This is a genomic window from Streptomyces sp. NPDC007875 (assembly GCF_042868035.1).
GTDB lineage: Bacteria > Actinomycetota > Actinomycetes > Streptomycetales > Streptomycetaceae > Streptomyces > Streptomyces antimycoticus.
Map to the genome: position 1 here is coordinate 165,771 of NZ_JBIADZ010000005.1, position 14,673 is coordinate 180,443.

A 14,673-nucleotide genomic window follows, 5' to 3' on the forward strand; every position below is an offset into this window, starting at 1 on the left:
TGGTCCGCTTCCTGTTCCGGCTGACCCGGCAGCGGGCCGTCCCACCGGCCGCCCTCTTCTGATCTCAGGGCCCCCGCCTGTCACTTCCGCGCCTGACGCGCCCTCACCCCTGAAACCGCGCCATTGTCCGGTTCCGGGGTGCCTCTCGCCTTTCTCTCCCTTCTCTCCCTTCTCTTCCTTCTCTTCCTTCTCTTCCTTCTCTTCCTTCTCTTCCTTCTCTTCCTTCTCTTCCTTCTCTTCCTTCTCTTCCTTCTCTTCCTTCTCCGCTTCCCGAAAGGTCACCCCATGTCCGTGGAGTTCCTCGGCACCGCCGCCACCGACGACGGCTCACAGCCCGGTCCGCGCTCCGACGCGGCCTTCGCGGCCGAACCCCCGCCCCGGCTGACGGTGGCGCGGGTGACCGTGGACGATCCGCGGGTCGAGCCACTGCTGCGCGAGCTGGCGTACGAGTACTCCACCCGCTACGGCAGAGCGGCCGACCGTGAGCTGAACCGCTATCCGGCCGAGGAGTTCGCCCCGCCGCACGGGGAGCTGCTTCTGCTGCTGGAGGGCGGTGAGCCGGTCGCCGGGGGTGCGTACCGGCGCTACGACGGGCGGACGGCGGAGCTCAAGCGGATCTGGACGCACTCGGGCCATCGGCGGCGCGGGCTGGCCCGTCGGGTGGTGGCGGAGTTGGAGCGGTCGGCCGCCGAGCGCGGCTACCGCCGGGTCTACCTCACCACCGGGCCCCGCCAGCCGGAGGCGCGCGGGCTGTATCTGGCCACCGGCTACACCCCGTTGTTCGATATCTCGGCCGACCCGGAGACCATCGGCCCGCTCCCCTTCGAAAAGGGGCTGTAGGCCCGGCGGAGCCCTGTCCGCCAACACCCGTCCGTTCGCCCGCCCAGCCGCTCCGGGCGGACGGGCACATTCCCTCGTTTACGGTTGACCGTTCTGTGTCAACTGTTGGTGACCGCCCCCACGTGCGGTTTTAGGATGCGGTAATTCTGCCGCGACCCGACCGTCCGAAGGCACGCCATGACCAAAGTCCCGAACGTCGATGCACTATCCGAGCCAACCGTGCTCAAACGCGCGAAGCGACGGCGTCCCGGACTTCTGGTGGCCAACGCGATCGTGCTGGTACTGGCCGCGATGGCGGTCACCACGATATTCACCAACCCTCGTTTCGAGTGGAACACCGTCGCGAAATACTTCTTTGAAATCCGGGTGCTGAAGGGCATCGGGGTCAGCATCGGAATGACCGCGGTGACCATGGCGATTTCTCTGGTGTCCGGCACCCTGGTCGCTCTTATGCGGATGGGCGACTCCCGGCTCATGTCCACGGCCGCAGCCGCCTTTATCTGGGTTTTCCGCAGCATTCCCATGCTGGTGCAGCTACTGTTCTGGTACAACCTCGCCGCCCTGTTTCCGACACTGTCTCTCGGCATTCCCTGGGGGCCACGTTTCCTCACCTTCGACTCGAACGACGTCATCGGCCCGCTGACCGCCGCAATCATCGGCCTGACGCTCCATGAGACCGCATACATCGCGGAGTTGATCCGTTCGGGGCTGCTCGCGGTGCCCGCCGGACAGCACCAGGCGGCGTCCGCACTGGGATTGACGCCAGCTCAGATCTTCTTCCGCATCACCCTCCCCCAGGCGCTGCGAGTGATCGTCCCACCGATGGGAAATGAGCTGATATCTCTCCTCAAGGCCACCTCCCTGGTCAGCGTGATCACCCTGGCCGACCTGCTCTACTCGGTCCAGCTGATTTACGCCAAGAACTTCCAGACCGTTCCGCTGTTGATCGTGGCCGCCATTTGGTACATGATCATCACTGGCGTCATCACTCTTCTGCAGCAGCGCCTGGAGCGACGCCTGGGACGACACACCCTGATTTCGGCCGACCGGACCGGGAAAGTGAAGAGGATCGAGCACTCGGTATGACCGTGGCATCGGAAAAGCAATCGCAGGCCATCGTCTCCCTGCGTGAGATCCGCAAGTCGTTCCGTGGCACCGAGGTGCTGCACGGTATCTCCCTGGATATCCACCGAGGTGAGACGGTCTGTCTGATCGGTCCCTCCGGATCCGGAAAGAGCACGCTGCTGCGCTGCGTCAACCACCTCGAAGTGCCGGACCAGGGCGTGGTGGTGGTCGACAGCAGCGTCATCGGCTACCAGCTGCGCGGCCGCACCCTGCATGAGCTGGGCCCCCGGGAGCTGGCCGCCCAGCGCTCGGCGATGGGCATGGTGTTCCAGAGCTTCAATCTGTTCCCGCACCTGACCGCCCGCGAGAACATCGTGGAGGCCCCGCGCCGGGTGCTGGGGCTCTCCAAGGCCCAGGCCGACGCGCGCGCCGTGGAGCTGATGACCCGGGTCGGGCTCGCCCACAAGCTGGACAGCTACCCGGACAAGCTCTCCGGCGGCCAGCAGCAGCGGGTGGCCATCGCCCGCGCCCTGGCGATGCGCCCCAAGGTGATGCTCTTCGACGAGCCGACCTCCGCCCTCGATCCCGAGATGGTGCAGGAGGTGCTCAGCGTCATCAGGGACCTGGCCAGCGAGGGCATGACGCTGGTCGTCGTCACCCATGAGATGCGCTTCGCCGCCGATATCGCTGACCGGATCGTTTTCATGGACGACGGCCGGATCGTCGAAGAAGGTGCACCTGACCAGCTGTTGCGCACCCCCTCTCACGACCGCACCCGTACGTTCTTGTCGAAGGTCTCCCCATGAGCGACGCATGCGCGGCTGCCGGGCCGCACCTGGCTACGATGCCCGCGCCGCTGCGCCGCGCGGGCGGAGAAGCGAATGAAAGCTGTACAGCATGAGTACCGATCTTCCCCTGCCCGCCAAGACCGTCCGGCGCCTGGAGCTGTGGGACTCCTACCACTCGTACCAGTATCTGGAGGCCGGGGAGGACTTCCGCGCCTTCGAGCTGGCGCCCGCGCTCGGCCGGGTCCCCGGGGCCGCGCTGGAGTGGAGCGAAGAGGTCGAGGTCCGCGCGCGGGACTTCGAGGAGCGCCATCCGGTGATCTCCGCCCATGACCATCTCTCGCTGCGCCCCGCGGATCCGGGGGACTTCGCCGACTACCGCCGCCAGGGCCGGGAGTCGATTCCCTACGAGGGCATCGCGCACTCGGGGGTCGACCTGTTCTTCGACGGCGGCCCGGCCGCGGTGAGCATGATCCGCTCGCACGCCCCCTGGGACTGGGACGACGCGGTCAGCGATCTGGCCATGCGCCAGGCGGACCTCGCCCATCAGCGGCTGGTGACGCCCGTCCGCACGCTCGAGGAGGCCGACCGGGCACGGGCCGGCGATCAGGTGGGGGTGGTGCTGACCCTGGAGTCCGCCTCCCCCATCGGCAATGACGTCGACCGGCTCGATCTGCTCTACGGTCTGGGCGTCCGCCTGCTCGGCCTGGTCTACAGCGAGAGCAATCAGCTGGGTTCGGGGCTCGCCGACGCCGGTGACACCGGTCTGACCCTGCTCGGCCGCCGGGCGCTGGGCCGGATGAACGACCTCGGGATCATCGTCGACGTCTCGCACAGCGGGGACGCGACGGCCCTGGACGCCGTGCGCCGCTCCGCCGCCCCCGTGGTGATCACCCACGCCGGGTCGCGGGCGCTGTGGCCGACCCCGCGGATGAAGCCGGACGATGTGATCCGGGCCTGCGCCGGGTCCGGCGGGTTCATCGGCGTCGAGGCGGCGCCGCATACGACCATCACCGCCCAGCACCCCCGGCACAGCCTGGACTCGGTGATGGAACACATCGAGCGCTGTATCGATCTGGTCGGCATCGACCATGTGGCCTTCGGCCCGGACACCAACTTCGGCGATCACACGGCCTGGCACCGGACGTTCGCCCCGCTCTTCGGCAAGGACGACGCACACGACGGCAAGGCCCCCGAACTGCCACCGCATGAGGAGGTCGCGTACGTACGCGGCTGTGAGAACCCCGCGGAGGCGGTCGGCAACATGATCCGGTGGCTGTTCGAGCGGGGCTACTCCGAAGCGGACGTGGCCAAGCTCGCCGGGGGCAACGTACGGCGCGTCGCCGAGACCGTCTGGGGCCGCTGACCGGTCCCGCTCTTCCGTATCCGCTACCCCCCACCTCCTGGAATGGAGCACCCATGCGCAACCGTCCCCATGTCGCCGCATGCGCCCTGCTGGCCTCCCTGACGCTCGCCCTGTCCGCCTGTTCGGTGGACGACACCCCCGGCGACGGCAAGGCCGAGCAGAGCCATCCGGCGGCCACGCTCGCCCCCGAGCCCAAGGACAGCGCGCTGGCGGCCGAGGTGCCCGAGGAGTACACCAAGAAGACGCTGATCATGGGCGTCAGCGAGTACGCGCCGTATGTCACCTTCGAGTCCGACGGGAAGATCACCGGGCTGGTCCCCGAACTGTCCGCGCAGCTCTCCTCGTTGCTCGATGTGAAGATCAAGGTGGAGCGGACCAACTTCGACGCGGTGATCCCGGGGCTGAAGTCCGGCCGGATCGACCTCAGCGCCCCCTCCGGCGACTTCACCGAGCGCCAGAAGGAGGTCGACTTCGCCGACTTCGCGCAGAGCAGTGTGACGCTGATGGTGCTGAAGGACGGCTCCTTCCGCCCCAAGAACGGTCTCGAGGTCTGCGGGCACAAGGTCGGCGTCGAGAAGGGCGCCGGAACGCAGAACGTGCTCGCCGCCCAGAACAAGCGCTGTGCCGCGAAGGGCAAGCCGTCGGTGGACGCGAAGCTCTACACCGATCTGCCCGCCGCCTCGCTGGCACTGCAGAGCAAGCGCGTGGACGCGGTGGCCGCGCCCAGCGCCTCCAACACCTCGGTGAGCCAGAACTCGAAGGACCGCTTCGAGACGCTCGAGCTCAAGGACATGCTGGACCTGCCCGCCGCGACGGCCATCTACGGCATCCAGGCCAAGAAGGGCACCGGGCTGGCCTCCGTGATCGTCAAGGGGCTGCGGAAGATGTACGAATCGGGCACCTACGCCAAGCTCTTCGGCCAGTGGGGGCTGCCGCTGTCCACGGTCACCCGCTCCCAGCTCGCCCTCAACGGCTCCAAGCAATCCCAGACCCAGTGAGATCTTCCATGGCACGAACCAGTCAGACCGAAACGAGCGGGGGCAGAGAGCGGGCGGCCTGGGAGGAGCCCGCCCGGCTGCTGGACGAGCGGGTGTGGCGACGCACCCTGCGCGTTCCGACGCGGGACGGGATCTTCCTGGCCGCCGATCTGTTCACCGCCGAGGAGCGGCCCGGGCCCCGCCCGGTCATCCTCGAGCGGACCCCCTACGGCCGCCGCCACGTACGCGACTCCGACCGCAGCCGCCACGACGAGCCGGTGCCGACGCCGGAGGAGACCTCGGCGTTCTTCGTCCGCGCGGGGTACCACGTGGTGCGGCAGGACTGCCGGGGCCGCGGTGACTCGGACGGCACCTTCGTGAAGTACCTGGGCGAGGGGCCGGACGGCGCGGACACCATCGACTGGATCGCCGCCCAGCCCTGGTGCGACGGCCGGGTGGCCATGATGGGGGTGTCCTATTCGGCACACGCCCAGACGGCGGCCGCGGCCGAGTCCCCCACGGGCCTGTCCGCGATGTTCATGGACTCCGGCGGCTTCGCCAGCGCCTACGAGGCCGGGATGCGGATGGGCGGCGCCTTCGAGCTCAAGCAGATCACCTGGGCCTTCCGGCACGGTGAGGAGAGCCCGGAGGCGGAGCGGGACCCGCTGGTGCGCAAGGCTTTCGCGGGGACGGATCTGCGCGACTGGTTCACCGTGCTGCCGTGGCGCACGGGTGTCTCCCCGCTGCGTCAGGTGGGGAGTTACGAGCGCTATCTGCTCGACCAGTGGCGGCATGACGCCTTCGGGGCGTACTGGCGCCAGCCGGCCATCTACGGGCGCGGCCACTACGACCGCTTCCCGGATGTGCCGACCCTGCACATGTCGAGCTGGTACGACCCGTACGTGCGCTCCACCATCGAGAACTTCACCGCCATGGGCCGTCTCAAGCGGTCCCCGGCGTATCTGGTGATGGGGCCGTGGAAGCACGGGCTGCGCTGTGTCACCTTCGCCGGCGATGTGGACTTCGGGCCCGCATCGACCTTCAGCGGCAATGTGGACACCTCGTATCTGTCCTTCCGGCAGCGCTGGTTCGACGCGGTGCTGGTGGGCGGCGACCCGGAGTCGATCCCGCGGGTGCGGTACTTCCTGATGGGCGGCGGGGACGGCCGGCGGGACGAGGCCGGGCGGATGCGGCACGGCGGCCGGTGGCACACCGACACCCAGTGGCCCCCGGCCGGGACCCGGGAGACGGCGTTCTACTGCCACACCTCGGGCGAGCTGAGCCGGGAGCGGCCGACGGCCGGACGAGCCTGGGTGGAGTACGACTTCGACCCGAACGACCCGGTGCCGACGCTGGGCGGCCAAGTCACCTCGGGTGAGCCGGTGATGGTGGGCGGGGCCTTCGACCAGGTGCCGGACGAGCGGTTCTACGGTGCCCGCCCGCCGTATCTGCCGCTGAACTCCCGGCCCGATGTGGTCTCACTGACCACCCCGCCGCTGGAGGAGCCGCTGGTGGTGGCCGGACCGGTCACGGCCCGGCTGTTCATCTCCTCCTCCGCCCCGGACACCGACTTCACGGTGAAGCTGGTCGATGTGCATCCGCCGAACGAGGACTATCCGCACGGCTTCGCGATGAACCTCACCGAGGGCATCTTCCGCTGCCGCTTCCACGAGTCGTTCGAGCGCCCGGAGCCGCTGGAGCCGGGCGAGGTGTACGAGATCGAGATCCCGGCGCCGGACACGGCCAACCGCTTCGAGGCCGGGCACCGGCTGCGGGTGGACATCTCCTCCAGCAACTTCCCCCGGTTCGACGTCAATTCCAATACCGGGGTGCCGGAGGCGGTGAGCCGCCGCAAGGTGGTCGCGACCAACCGGGTCCACATGGACGCGGACCGCCCCTCGGCGGTACTGCTGTGGACCCAGCCGGGCTGACGGGCCGCGGGCGCGCGGCCGTCACCGCATGATGGTCGCCAGCACGTCCTGCCCCAGCCGGAGCAGGGTGCTGGTGGCCAGCCGGTGGTAGACGTACTTGCCCTCGCGCTCGGACTCGATGAGCCCGGCGTCCCTCAGCTGGCGCAGCGTGCGGGAGACCTGCGTATCGGCGAGCCCCATCCGCTGGGCCAGTTCGGAGGTGGTGATGGGCTCGCCCAGCAGATGGCGGCACACCTCCATCCGGCCCAGGGACGCCAGGGCGGACATCCGGGCCCGCAGCTCCGCCTGGGTGAGCTGATCGGCCGTCCCGTCCTCCCGGGCGGCGAACTGGAGCACCACGGGGTGGGACTCCTCGTCCTTGACGGTCAGATGCGGCCAGACATGGACGGAGGGGAGCAGGAAGAGCGGGCGCGGGCCGATCTCGATCTCGGCGACGGCCAGCTTGTCGTAGCGCACCCGCGCCCCGCCCCGGGAGACCACCGCGGTGGGGCTGAGCCCGGCCAGCACCTCGGCCAGACCCCGCCGCCGGATGTCGCTGCGGACCCGGGCGGCGGCCGACTCCAGCCGGTCGCGGACGGTGCGCCACTCGGAGGCGAAGAACGCCTCGGCGCAGGAGTCAAGGAAGCACAGGAGCCGGCCGCGCAGCCCCTCGGGCGAGGCCACCAGATCGTGGGCCAGCTCCCCGCGCCGGATGGACCGCCGCTCGCACTGGGCCACGTAGCGCTCGGCGGCCTCGGGGTCGGTGAGCAGGCTGTGCGCCGGGGGCACGGCCTCGCGGAAGCCGAGCACTCCCTGGGAGCACAGGCCCACGAACTCCTCGAGCGGCAGCTTCTCCAGATGGCGCAGCTCCTCCTCGAAGGGCTGGTCCAGCGGGAGTCCCAGCGGGAACAGCAGCCGGCAGCGGAGCCGAGCCCACAGCGGGGACAGGGCGCTCATCTCATGGGCGAGGGCGGGGGAGATCACCGTCCCGAGCCGGTGCGTCCAGCGCTGGGCCTCCGGGTGGTGGTCGGGCTCGGCCATGATGTGCAGCACCGACATGAGCTCGGCCAGCGCCGACCGGCCGACATACACATCGGCCGGTCGTGCGCGCTGGAGGTTGAGCGTGATCCCCACACCCGCACAGTACTCGGCGGATGACGCGCCCGGCCGGGGTGTCTCGCGAATCTGCGCCGGACGCCCAGGTCAGGGGCTAGGGGTGGCGTGGCCGGGGCCGGTCGCGGGGCCCGGTCAGTCGCGGGGCAGCAGAGGGCCCAGCGGACCCAGATCCAGGTTGAGGTCGTCCTCGGTCAGCCCGAAGTGCTCCCGCAGCTCGGCCATGTTCTGCTCCAGGGCCATCAGTGTCAGCCCGAGCTTCTCTGTCTGTTCATCGCTGATACCGCCCTGCTCGACGCGGCGCAGCGCCTGCCGCTCCATGAGCTGCCGCAGCAACTCGACGATGGTGAGCACCAGACCGGCCAGGCTCTTGCGGACCGGCTCCTCGTCCACTTCGATCCGCCGGCCGGGCCGGGGAGCGCGGTCATCCGTCATGGCGGACCCCCTCCCTTCCTCCTCGTTCCTCCTCCTCGCTCTCCACCACGGAGGCGATCAGGGCGCGCGGGGAGATCCGCACCAGGTCGATGTCGGCGATGGTCAGGGTGATCTCCCCGGCGATCACCACGCCTCCGGCGAGCACCCGGTCGAGCAGGTCGACCAGGGCCACCTCCCTGCGCTCGATCGCACGGGCCACGACGGCGCCTCCTCCGGCCGGGCCTCTCCTTCGGCCTTCGGCGGACCGGTGAAGGAGTACGGCGGCCAGGGGCCGCTGGCCTCCAGGGTGACGGCGGGGTAGCGCTCCCCCAGCGCGGTCACCAGGGCGGTGAACTCCTCGGTGAGGCCATCGGGCACCAGATAGGAGTTGTTCAGCACCATCCATCCCTCGTACGCGGCCAGTGCGGTGTCCTGCGGTGGATGCGCGGCAGTCGCCACCGCCAGCGCGGCGAGGGAGGCGTGGATCTCCTCCGCGCGCTCGGTCGCCCTCAGATGCGCGGTCTCCTGGTCCTGCCGCTGGGCCCGCCGGCGCAGCAGATAGGCGGTTCCGGGGCTGTCCTCGCCGCCGGCGGGCTCGTCCGGGTCGGGCAGGAAGGACCTGGGGTCGACATACACCTTGACGCCCCACTCGGTGCGGCCCGCCACCCGCCGCAGCGTGGCCGTGAAATCCTCCCGGCGCTCCTGGAGCATCGCGCGGACCCGGTCGTCATCGTGGTAGAGCGTGGCGAAGCGCAGCGGGATGACCTGGCCCAGGCAGGCCGCGCCGTTGATCACCCGGTGGTGTGCGCGGGCCGTGCGCTCCAGCCACTCCAGGTCCTCCAGATGGCCGCGCACCGCGTCCTCGTCGAACTCCGCCAGCGGTACGGAGCCCACGACGGCGGCCAGTCCGGCCTTCTCCACCAGGCGCACCGGCTCGTCCGCCACACCGGTGAGCCCCAGCGGCGGGGCGCCGTCCTCCAGGGCGGCCGTCACCGCGTACAGCCAGGTGGCGAGGGGCTTCTCGGTCACCGTTCGTCCTCCCCCTTCGCGCCGCGGTCCACCTCGCGCGCGCCGGGGCCGTCCTCCAGCTCGCCGACGCGCCGCCGCGGCCGCTCGTTCTCCTCCAGGACGTCCCGGGCGCCGGAGGAGAGCGTGGGGTCGTGTTCCCACCAGTCGATGCCCATCTCCTCGGCCCGGTCCACGGAGGCGACCAGCAGCCGGATCTTGATCGTCAGCAGTTCGATGTCCAGCAGATTGATCTGGATGTCACCGGCGATGACGATGCCCTTGTCGAGCACCCGCTCCAGGATGTCGGTCAGGCTGGAGGGCTCGGATCCGCGGCGGGCCGGTTCGCAAGCGCCGCCGGTGCGCCGGACCGGCGCGTTCCAGTCGAAGCTCTGGTTCATGTCCGGTTCTCCCCCCTGCCGCGGTAGTAGCGCTCGGTGCGGCGGTAGGAGGCGAGCTCGCCGTGGTCGTCCAGCTCGACCTGGTACTCGGCGAGGATGTCGATGGAGTCCGGTATCCGGTGGGTCTCGACGACCTCGATACCGATGACCCAGCCATCCGCCCCGCGCTCCAGCGAGGTGACGCCCTCCGCGGCCCGCCCGGTCAGCCCCTCCACATGGCGCGCCGCACTCCGCGCGGCGTCGCGGGCATCCAGGGCGGCGCGGCGGGGCCGCTCCTCCTGGCCCTGCTCCTGCCGGTCCCGTTCCTCACGGGGCCGGGTGCGCGGCCGCTCCTCGCGACGGCGTTCCTCGTGGTGGCGCTCCTCGCGAGGCCGTTCCTCGCGAGGCCGTTCCTCGGGGGGCCGTTCCTCGGGGGGCACGGCTCATACCTCCATGCCCCCGCCGGGCGGCCCCGGGGACATCAGCCTGCGGACCAGCTCGTCTTCCTCGCGGGCCGCCTCCTCCTCGGTGAGCTCTCCGCTCTCCCGGGCCTCCGCGACCTCTTCCAGCCGTTGCTTGATCACCTCGGGGTCGTACAGCTGCCGATGGGCCTCGTCATGGAGCCGCTCGGCCACCCAGACGACACCTCGCACCGGGGCCAGCGGCAGTGTGGCCAGGCCGGTGAACAATCCCATGGCTACTCGTCGCCTTCCTCTCCTTCGAGCAGTGCGTCGGCCACGAAGTCGTACGGCGCCAGCGGGCCGAGCAGACGCATCCGGACCCGGCCGTGCCAGTGCTCGGCGAGCTCCTCGGCGGCCCCCTCGAACGCCTGCCGCTTCGCGTCCTCCACCAGGAACGAGGCGTTGACCAGCCCTTCGGTGGACGCCGCCTCCTGCGACACCGAGGCCAGCGCGTACGGCCCCAGCCGCCGGTCGAGCTCCAGCGCGTCCACGCTCCGCTTCGCGTCGATGGTGTCCATGACGAGCCGGCCGAGCTGGATCCACTGCTCGTACCCCTCCTCCTCCGGCAGCCCCCGCAACTCCTCGCGGAGCCGTCTGGCCTCCGGCTGTTCGGTCACCACCTCGTGCAAGACCGCGTCCTGCTCATACCGGGCCCGCACGGTGAGCTGCGAGCGGCCGCGGAGCCGGTCGAGGCCGCGGGCGAAGTCGTCATGTCCCTCAGCCAGCAGCTCGCCGGTCACCGCCGCGGCGTCGCGCACCACGGTGCCGAAGCGGAACGGCAGCACCGGTGGGCCCTGCTCGGCCAGGCTGTCCAGCACCTTGGCGTGGGTGCGCAGATCCTCGGGGGTGCCCAGCGGCTTGCCGACGGACACCTCGCTGACCACCGCGGCCTGGCCGCGGTGGCGGACCAGGGTCACCGGGGCCTCCGGATCCCCGACGGCTGGGAGATCCTTGACCGACTCATCGGTCCGGTCGTCCGTGACGACCCCGTAGACATAGCAGGCACGTCCGTCCTCGGCCATCACCGCTCGCGCTCCCTGTGGCTGGGGGAACCCCTTGTGCGCCGGGGCCTGCCCCGCTCCTCGCGCTCGGGTTCCCGGTCCTCGTCGTCATCGTCCCGCAGCAGATCCGAGACCGATTCCTTGAACACCTTCCAGGGCGCCCCTGGTCTTCTTCTTGCCGCCCCCCTCCCGGAGGTCGTCCATGAGGCCGGGCAGGCCGTGGGTCTCGGTGCCGCTGCGGGCGAGGTCCAGTCGGTTGGTCGCCTCCGCGAACCGCAGATACGTGTCCACACCGGCGACGACGATCCGGGCGTCGAGGTCAAAAGCTCGATGCCCACCAGGGACACCCGCACATACACATCGATGACCAGGCCCTTGTCCAGGATGAGGTCGACCACGTCGACCAGGGCGCTGGAACTCGCCCGGTCTGGTCCAGATACTGGCTCTGCTGCTGGCGTGCTACGGTCACCGCGCTCACCCGTTCCCGGGACGGGAGCCGTCAGCGGCGCGCGCGGCGCCGTACGGGCTCCTCGTCCTCCTACTCCTCCTCGTCTTCGTCCCGGGGCTCCTCGTCCTCGTACTCCTCAGGCTCCTCGGGCTCTTCCTCCTCGTCGTACTCCTCGCCTTCCTCGCCTTCCTCGCCTTCCTCGCCTTCCTCGCCTTCCTCGCCTTCCTCGCCTTCCTCGCCTTCCTCGCCTTCCTCGGGCTCCCCCTCCTCTCGCTCGTCCCCCTCCACGATCTCGCCGTCGCGCACCACACCGCGCCAGCCCACGACCTCGTCGGGGTCGAGCAGCACCTCGCGCATGAGATGACGGCGGAAGTGCTTCAACTCCAGACGCACCCGGCGGCCCTGGGCACGCCAGAGGTTGCCGGTGCGCTCCATGAAGCCCTGCGGCCAGTACTCCAGGACGAACAGGATCCGGGTGAGTTCGGGGGCCAGCTCATGGAAGGTGATCGTGCCGTCCACATGGCCCTTGTCGGCCCGTGACGTCCAGATGATCCGCTTGTCGGGCACCTGCTCGACGACCTCTGCCTGCCACTTGCGGTGCGACCAGAAGACCTGGGCCTTCCACTCGGATTCCGTCCCGGGCTCGTCCCCGTCCTCGCCCTGGTTCTGGACGTCCTCGACCTTCTTCATGTACGAGGGGAAGTTCTCCCACTCCGTCCAGAGGTTGTAGGTGAGGGAGAGGGGCGCGCCCACGTCGATCTGCTCCACGATGTTGGTGACCTTGAGCTTCTTTCCGCCCTTGCCGCCGCCGTCGCCGCCACCGCCGAGGCCCGGGATGAAGCTCTTGGCCTTGTCGACGACCTTTTCCTTGACCTGGTCCTTGACCTTCTCCTTGGCCGTGTCGACGACCTTTTCCTTGACCTGGTCAAGCCCGCCCTTCAGCCCGCCCTTCAGCCCGCCCTTCAGCGCGCCGCCCGGCCCGGGGTTCCCCCCCAGGTGGGTGACCGATTCCAGAGCTTTTTCGCCCAGCGCCATCAGCAGACCCTGTGCTTCCTTCACCAGGCGGTCGGTGGGCAGCGCGCCGCCCCCACCGGCCCGTCCCTTTGGGGTTTCCTCAGCCATGACCCTCACCTCTGGCTTCGTCGCGCGGGCCCTTCGGAGCCGTCCGCTTCCTGGCCTGTGCCGGACGGTCGGCCGGCTTGCGCTGCTGCTTTCCGGTGCGCTCGCGCTCCTCGTGCTCGGCCGGCTCCTCGTGCTCGGCCGGCTCCTCGTGCTCGGCCGGCTCCTCGTGCTCGGCCGGCTCCTCGTGCTCGGCCGGCTCCTCGTGCTCCTCCGGCTCCTCGTGCTCCCCGGCGTCCGGCTTCCCGCCCTCCGCGCCACCGGTGCGCAGCGCCGAGGCGCGGTGCTCCAGCCGGTCGCTCAGGGCATCGATGCGGCTACTGGCCGCCGACATGGCCGCCTCCCGCCCCACGGAGACCAGCCGACTGCCGATCTCCTGGCCCAGCTTGCCGAGTTCGGAGGACTTCAGCGCCTGGGCGCCCGGTGGGCTGATTCCGGAGAGCCGCTTGCCCGCGGCGAGACCGGCGAGGCCGAGGACCAGGGTCCCCCTGTGGCCGCGCCCGAAGAGATAGCCGCTGACGAAGGCCAGCGCCACCCGGGAGTTCTTCATGATCGCTCCTCCTCCCGCAGCTGAACGAGACAGCCATTCCAGTGCATATAGCCAAGTATGGTGCATTTCACCCTATTAAGTGACCTGTCAGGCCGCGAGCACGGGATGCAGCACCACCTTGGTGTAGCCCTCCACCCGCTTGTCGAACTTCTCGTACGCCTGCGGGGCCTGGTCCAGCGGGAGTTCATGCGAGACCACGAAGCTGGGCCTGGCGCGGCCCGCGATGATCAGGTCGCGCAGCTGGCGGTTGTAGCGCTTGACATTGCACTGGCCCGTGCCCATGCGCTGCCCCTTCTCGAACATCCGGCCGATGGAGACCAGGAGCTGGCCGCGTTTGGCGTGCTCGTCGGGGGCGCCGGGGTCGGAGGGGACGTACAGCCCCGGCACGCCGAGCCGTCCGGTCGGCCGCACCGTATCGACCAGCGAGTTGAGCACCACCGCGGGCTCCTCGTGGCCGGCCTCGCGTCCCTGGGCCTGGTAGCCCACCGCGTCGATGCCCTTGTCGGTGCCCTCGCCGCCGGTGCGGTCCAAGATCTGCCGCACCGCGTCGTCCTTGCTGAAGTCGATGGGGATGGCGCCGATCTCCTCGGCCTTGGCCAGCCGCTCGGGGACCCGGTCCACCACGAACACCTTGGCGGCGCCGCGCAGTAGCGCGGAGTAGGCGGACATCAGCCCCACCGGGCCCGCGCCGTAGACGGCCACGCTCTCGCCCGGGGAGACCTCGGCCAGCTCACAGCCGTGATAGCCGGTCGGGAAGATGTCGGCGAGCAGGACGAAGTCGGTCTCCAACTCCTCGCCCGCGGGCAGCTTCAGGCAGTTGAAATCGGCGAAGGGCACCCGCAGCCGCTCGGCCTGACCGCCCGTGTAGGGGCCCATCGCCACATAGCCGTAGGCACCGCCTGCGAAACCGGGGTTGACGGTGAGACAGAAGCCGGTGTCACCCGCGAGGCAGTTCTTGCAGAATCCGCAGGCCACGTTGAACGGCATGACGACGCGATCGCCCTTGGACAGCGTGACGACACCGGGGCCGGTCTCCTCGACGACGCCGAGGTTCTCGTGCCCGAAGACGATGCCTGGCTCTGCCGCCGTACGGCCCTCGTACATGTGCAGATCGGAGCCGCAGATCGCGCTGGACGTAACGCGCACGATCACATCGTTCGGATGCTCGATCCGAGGATCCTCGACGTCCCTCACCGCCACCGCATAGGGCTTCTCGTAGACGACGGCTTTCACCTGGAT

17 protein-coding genes and 1 pseudogene are annotated in these 14,673 nt (G+C 69.8%); 6 read left to right on the plus strand and 12 right to left on the minus strand.

The window, feature by feature from the left end:
* The first annotated feature begins 285 nt into the window (after window positions 1–285).
* The 6 genes from ACFYOY_RS12475 (at window position 286) to ACFYOY_RS12500 (ending at window position 6,964) form a co-directional block, all read left to right on the plus strand.
* Window positions 286–840 (plus strand): GNAT family N-acetyltransferase, encoded by a 555-nt coding sequence (locus tag ACFYOY_RS12475; protein ID WP_351884385.1) that lies wholly within the window; start codon window positions 286–288, stop codon window positions 838–840.
* A gap of 177 nt (window positions 841–1,017) precedes the next feature.
* Complete coding sequence (locus ACFYOY_RS12480) at window positions 1,018–1,926, plus strand: amino acid ABC transporter permease (protein WP_351884382.1); 909 nt, start codon at window positions 1,018–1,020, stop codon at window positions 1,924–1,926.
* A complete protein-coding gene (locus ACFYOY_RS12485; protein ID WP_351884379.1) occupies window positions 1,923–2,711 on the plus strand; it encodes an amino acid ABC transporter ATP-binding protein in 789 nt (262 codons plus the stop codon). The genes ACFYOY_RS12480 and ACFYOY_RS12485 overlap by 4 nt, the downstream gene beginning before the upstream one ends.
* Before the next feature lie 91 nt (window positions 2,712–2,802).
* A complete protein-coding gene (locus tag ACFYOY_RS12490; protein WP_351884376.1) occupies window positions 2,803–4,056 on the plus strand; it encodes a membrane dipeptidase in 1,254 nt (417 codons plus the stop codon).
* Between the two features lie 53 nt (window positions 4,057–4,109).
* Window positions 4,110–5,054 (plus strand): transporter substrate-binding domain-containing protein, encoded by a 945-nt coding sequence (locus ACFYOY_RS12495; protein WP_351884373.1) that lies wholly within the window; start codon window positions 4,110–4,112, stop codon window positions 5,052–5,054.
* 8 nt (window positions 5,055–5,062) lie between these two features.
* The gene (locus ACFYOY_RS12500; RefSeq protein WP_351884370.1) at window positions 5,063–6,964 is read left to right on the plus strand and encodes a CocE/NonD family hydrolase; all 1,902 of its coding nucleotides are present in this window, start codon (window positions 5,063–5,065) and stop codon (window positions 6,962–6,964) included.
* 21 nt (window positions 6,965–6,985) lie between these two features.
* Here ACFYOY_RS12500 and ACFYOY_RS12505 read toward each other — a convergent pair whose 3' ends face one another.
* From ACFYOY_RS12505 to ACFYOY_RS12560, 12 genes and pseudogenes are all read right to left on the minus strand, one after another.
* Entirely contained in the window at window positions 6,986–8,077 is a 1,092-nt protein-coding gene (locus tag ACFYOY_RS12505; protein WP_351884368.1) for a helix-turn-helix domain-containing protein, read from the minus strand.
* A 114-nt stretch (window positions 8,078–8,191) separates the two neighbouring features.
* Window positions 8,192–8,491, minus strand: a complete 300-nt coding sequence (locus tag ACFYOY_RS12510; protein ID WP_388586443.1) for a gas vesicle protein K — start codon at window positions 8,489–8,491, stop codon at window positions 8,192–8,194.
* Window positions 8,481–8,690 carry a gas vesicle protein gene (locus tag ACFYOY_RS12515; RefSeq protein WP_351884362.1) on the minus strand — a complete coding sequence of 70 codons (210 nt, stop codon included), beginning with the start codon at window positions 8,688–8,690 and terminating at the stop codon, window positions 8,481–8,483. Before ACFYOY_RS12515 ends, ACFYOY_RS12510 begins: the two co-directional genes overlap by 11 nt.
* On the minus strand, window positions 8,615–9,499 hold the full coding sequence (locus ACFYOY_RS12520) for a GvpL/GvpF family gas vesicle protein (protein WP_388586446.1): 885 nt from the start codon (window positions 9,497–9,499) through the stop codon (window positions 8,615–8,617). The genes ACFYOY_RS12515 and ACFYOY_RS12520 overlap by 76 nt, the downstream gene beginning before the upstream one ends.
* Window positions 9,496–9,876: a gas vesicle protein gene (locus tag ACFYOY_RS12525; protein ID WP_351884356.1), complete on the minus strand. Its 381-nt coding sequence runs from the start codon at window positions 9,874–9,876 to the stop codon at window positions 9,496–9,498. The genes ACFYOY_RS12520 and ACFYOY_RS12525 overlap by 4 nt, the downstream gene beginning before the upstream one ends.
* Window positions 9,873–10,295, minus strand: coding sequence for a gas vesicle protein GvpO (gvpO, locus tag ACFYOY_RS12530; protein WP_388586449.1), 423 nt, complete (start codon window positions 10,293–10,295; stop codon window positions 9,873–9,875). The genes ACFYOY_RS12525 and gvpO overlap by 4 nt, the downstream gene beginning before the upstream one ends.
* A 3-nt stretch (window positions 10,296–10,298) precedes the next feature.
* Complete coding sequence (locus tag ACFYOY_RS12535; protein ID WP_351884350.1) at window positions 10,299–10,550, minus strand: gas vesicle protein GvpG; 252 nt, start codon at window positions 10,548–10,550, stop codon at window positions 10,299–10,301.
* A gap of 2 nt (window positions 10,551–10,552) precedes the next feature.
* Window positions 10,553–11,338: a GvpL/GvpF family gas vesicle protein gene (locus ACFYOY_RS12540; protein ID WP_351884347.1), complete on the minus strand. Its 786-nt coding sequence runs from the start codon at window positions 11,336–11,338 to the stop codon at window positions 10,553–10,555.
* Window positions 11,338–11,724: pseudogene (gene gvpJ / locus ACFYOY_RS12545) on the minus strand (gas vesicle protein GvpJ). The gene ACFYOY_RS12540 and the pseudogene gvpJ overlap by 1 nt, the downstream one beginning before the upstream one ends.
* A gap of 131 nt (window positions 11,725–11,855) precedes the next feature.
* On the minus strand, window positions 11,856–12,887 hold the full coding sequence (locus ACFYOY_RS12550; RefSeq protein ID WP_388586452.1) for an SRPBCC family protein: 1,032 nt from the start codon (window positions 12,885–12,887) through the stop codon (window positions 11,856–11,858).
* The gene (locus ACFYOY_RS12555) at window positions 12,880–13,434 is read right to left on the minus strand and encodes a hypothetical protein (protein WP_388586455.1); all 555 of its coding nucleotides are present in this window, start codon (window positions 13,432–13,434) and stop codon (window positions 12,880–12,882) included. Before ACFYOY_RS12555 ends, ACFYOY_RS12550 begins: the two co-directional genes overlap by 8 nt.
* Window positions 13,435–13,521: 87 nt before the next feature.
* Window positions 13,522–14,667, minus strand: coding sequence for a glutathione-independent formaldehyde dehydrogenase (locus ACFYOY_RS12560; protein WP_351884338.1), 1,146 nt, complete (start codon window positions 14,665–14,667; stop codon window positions 13,522–13,524).
* Window positions 14,668–14,673 lie beyond the last annotated feature (6 nt).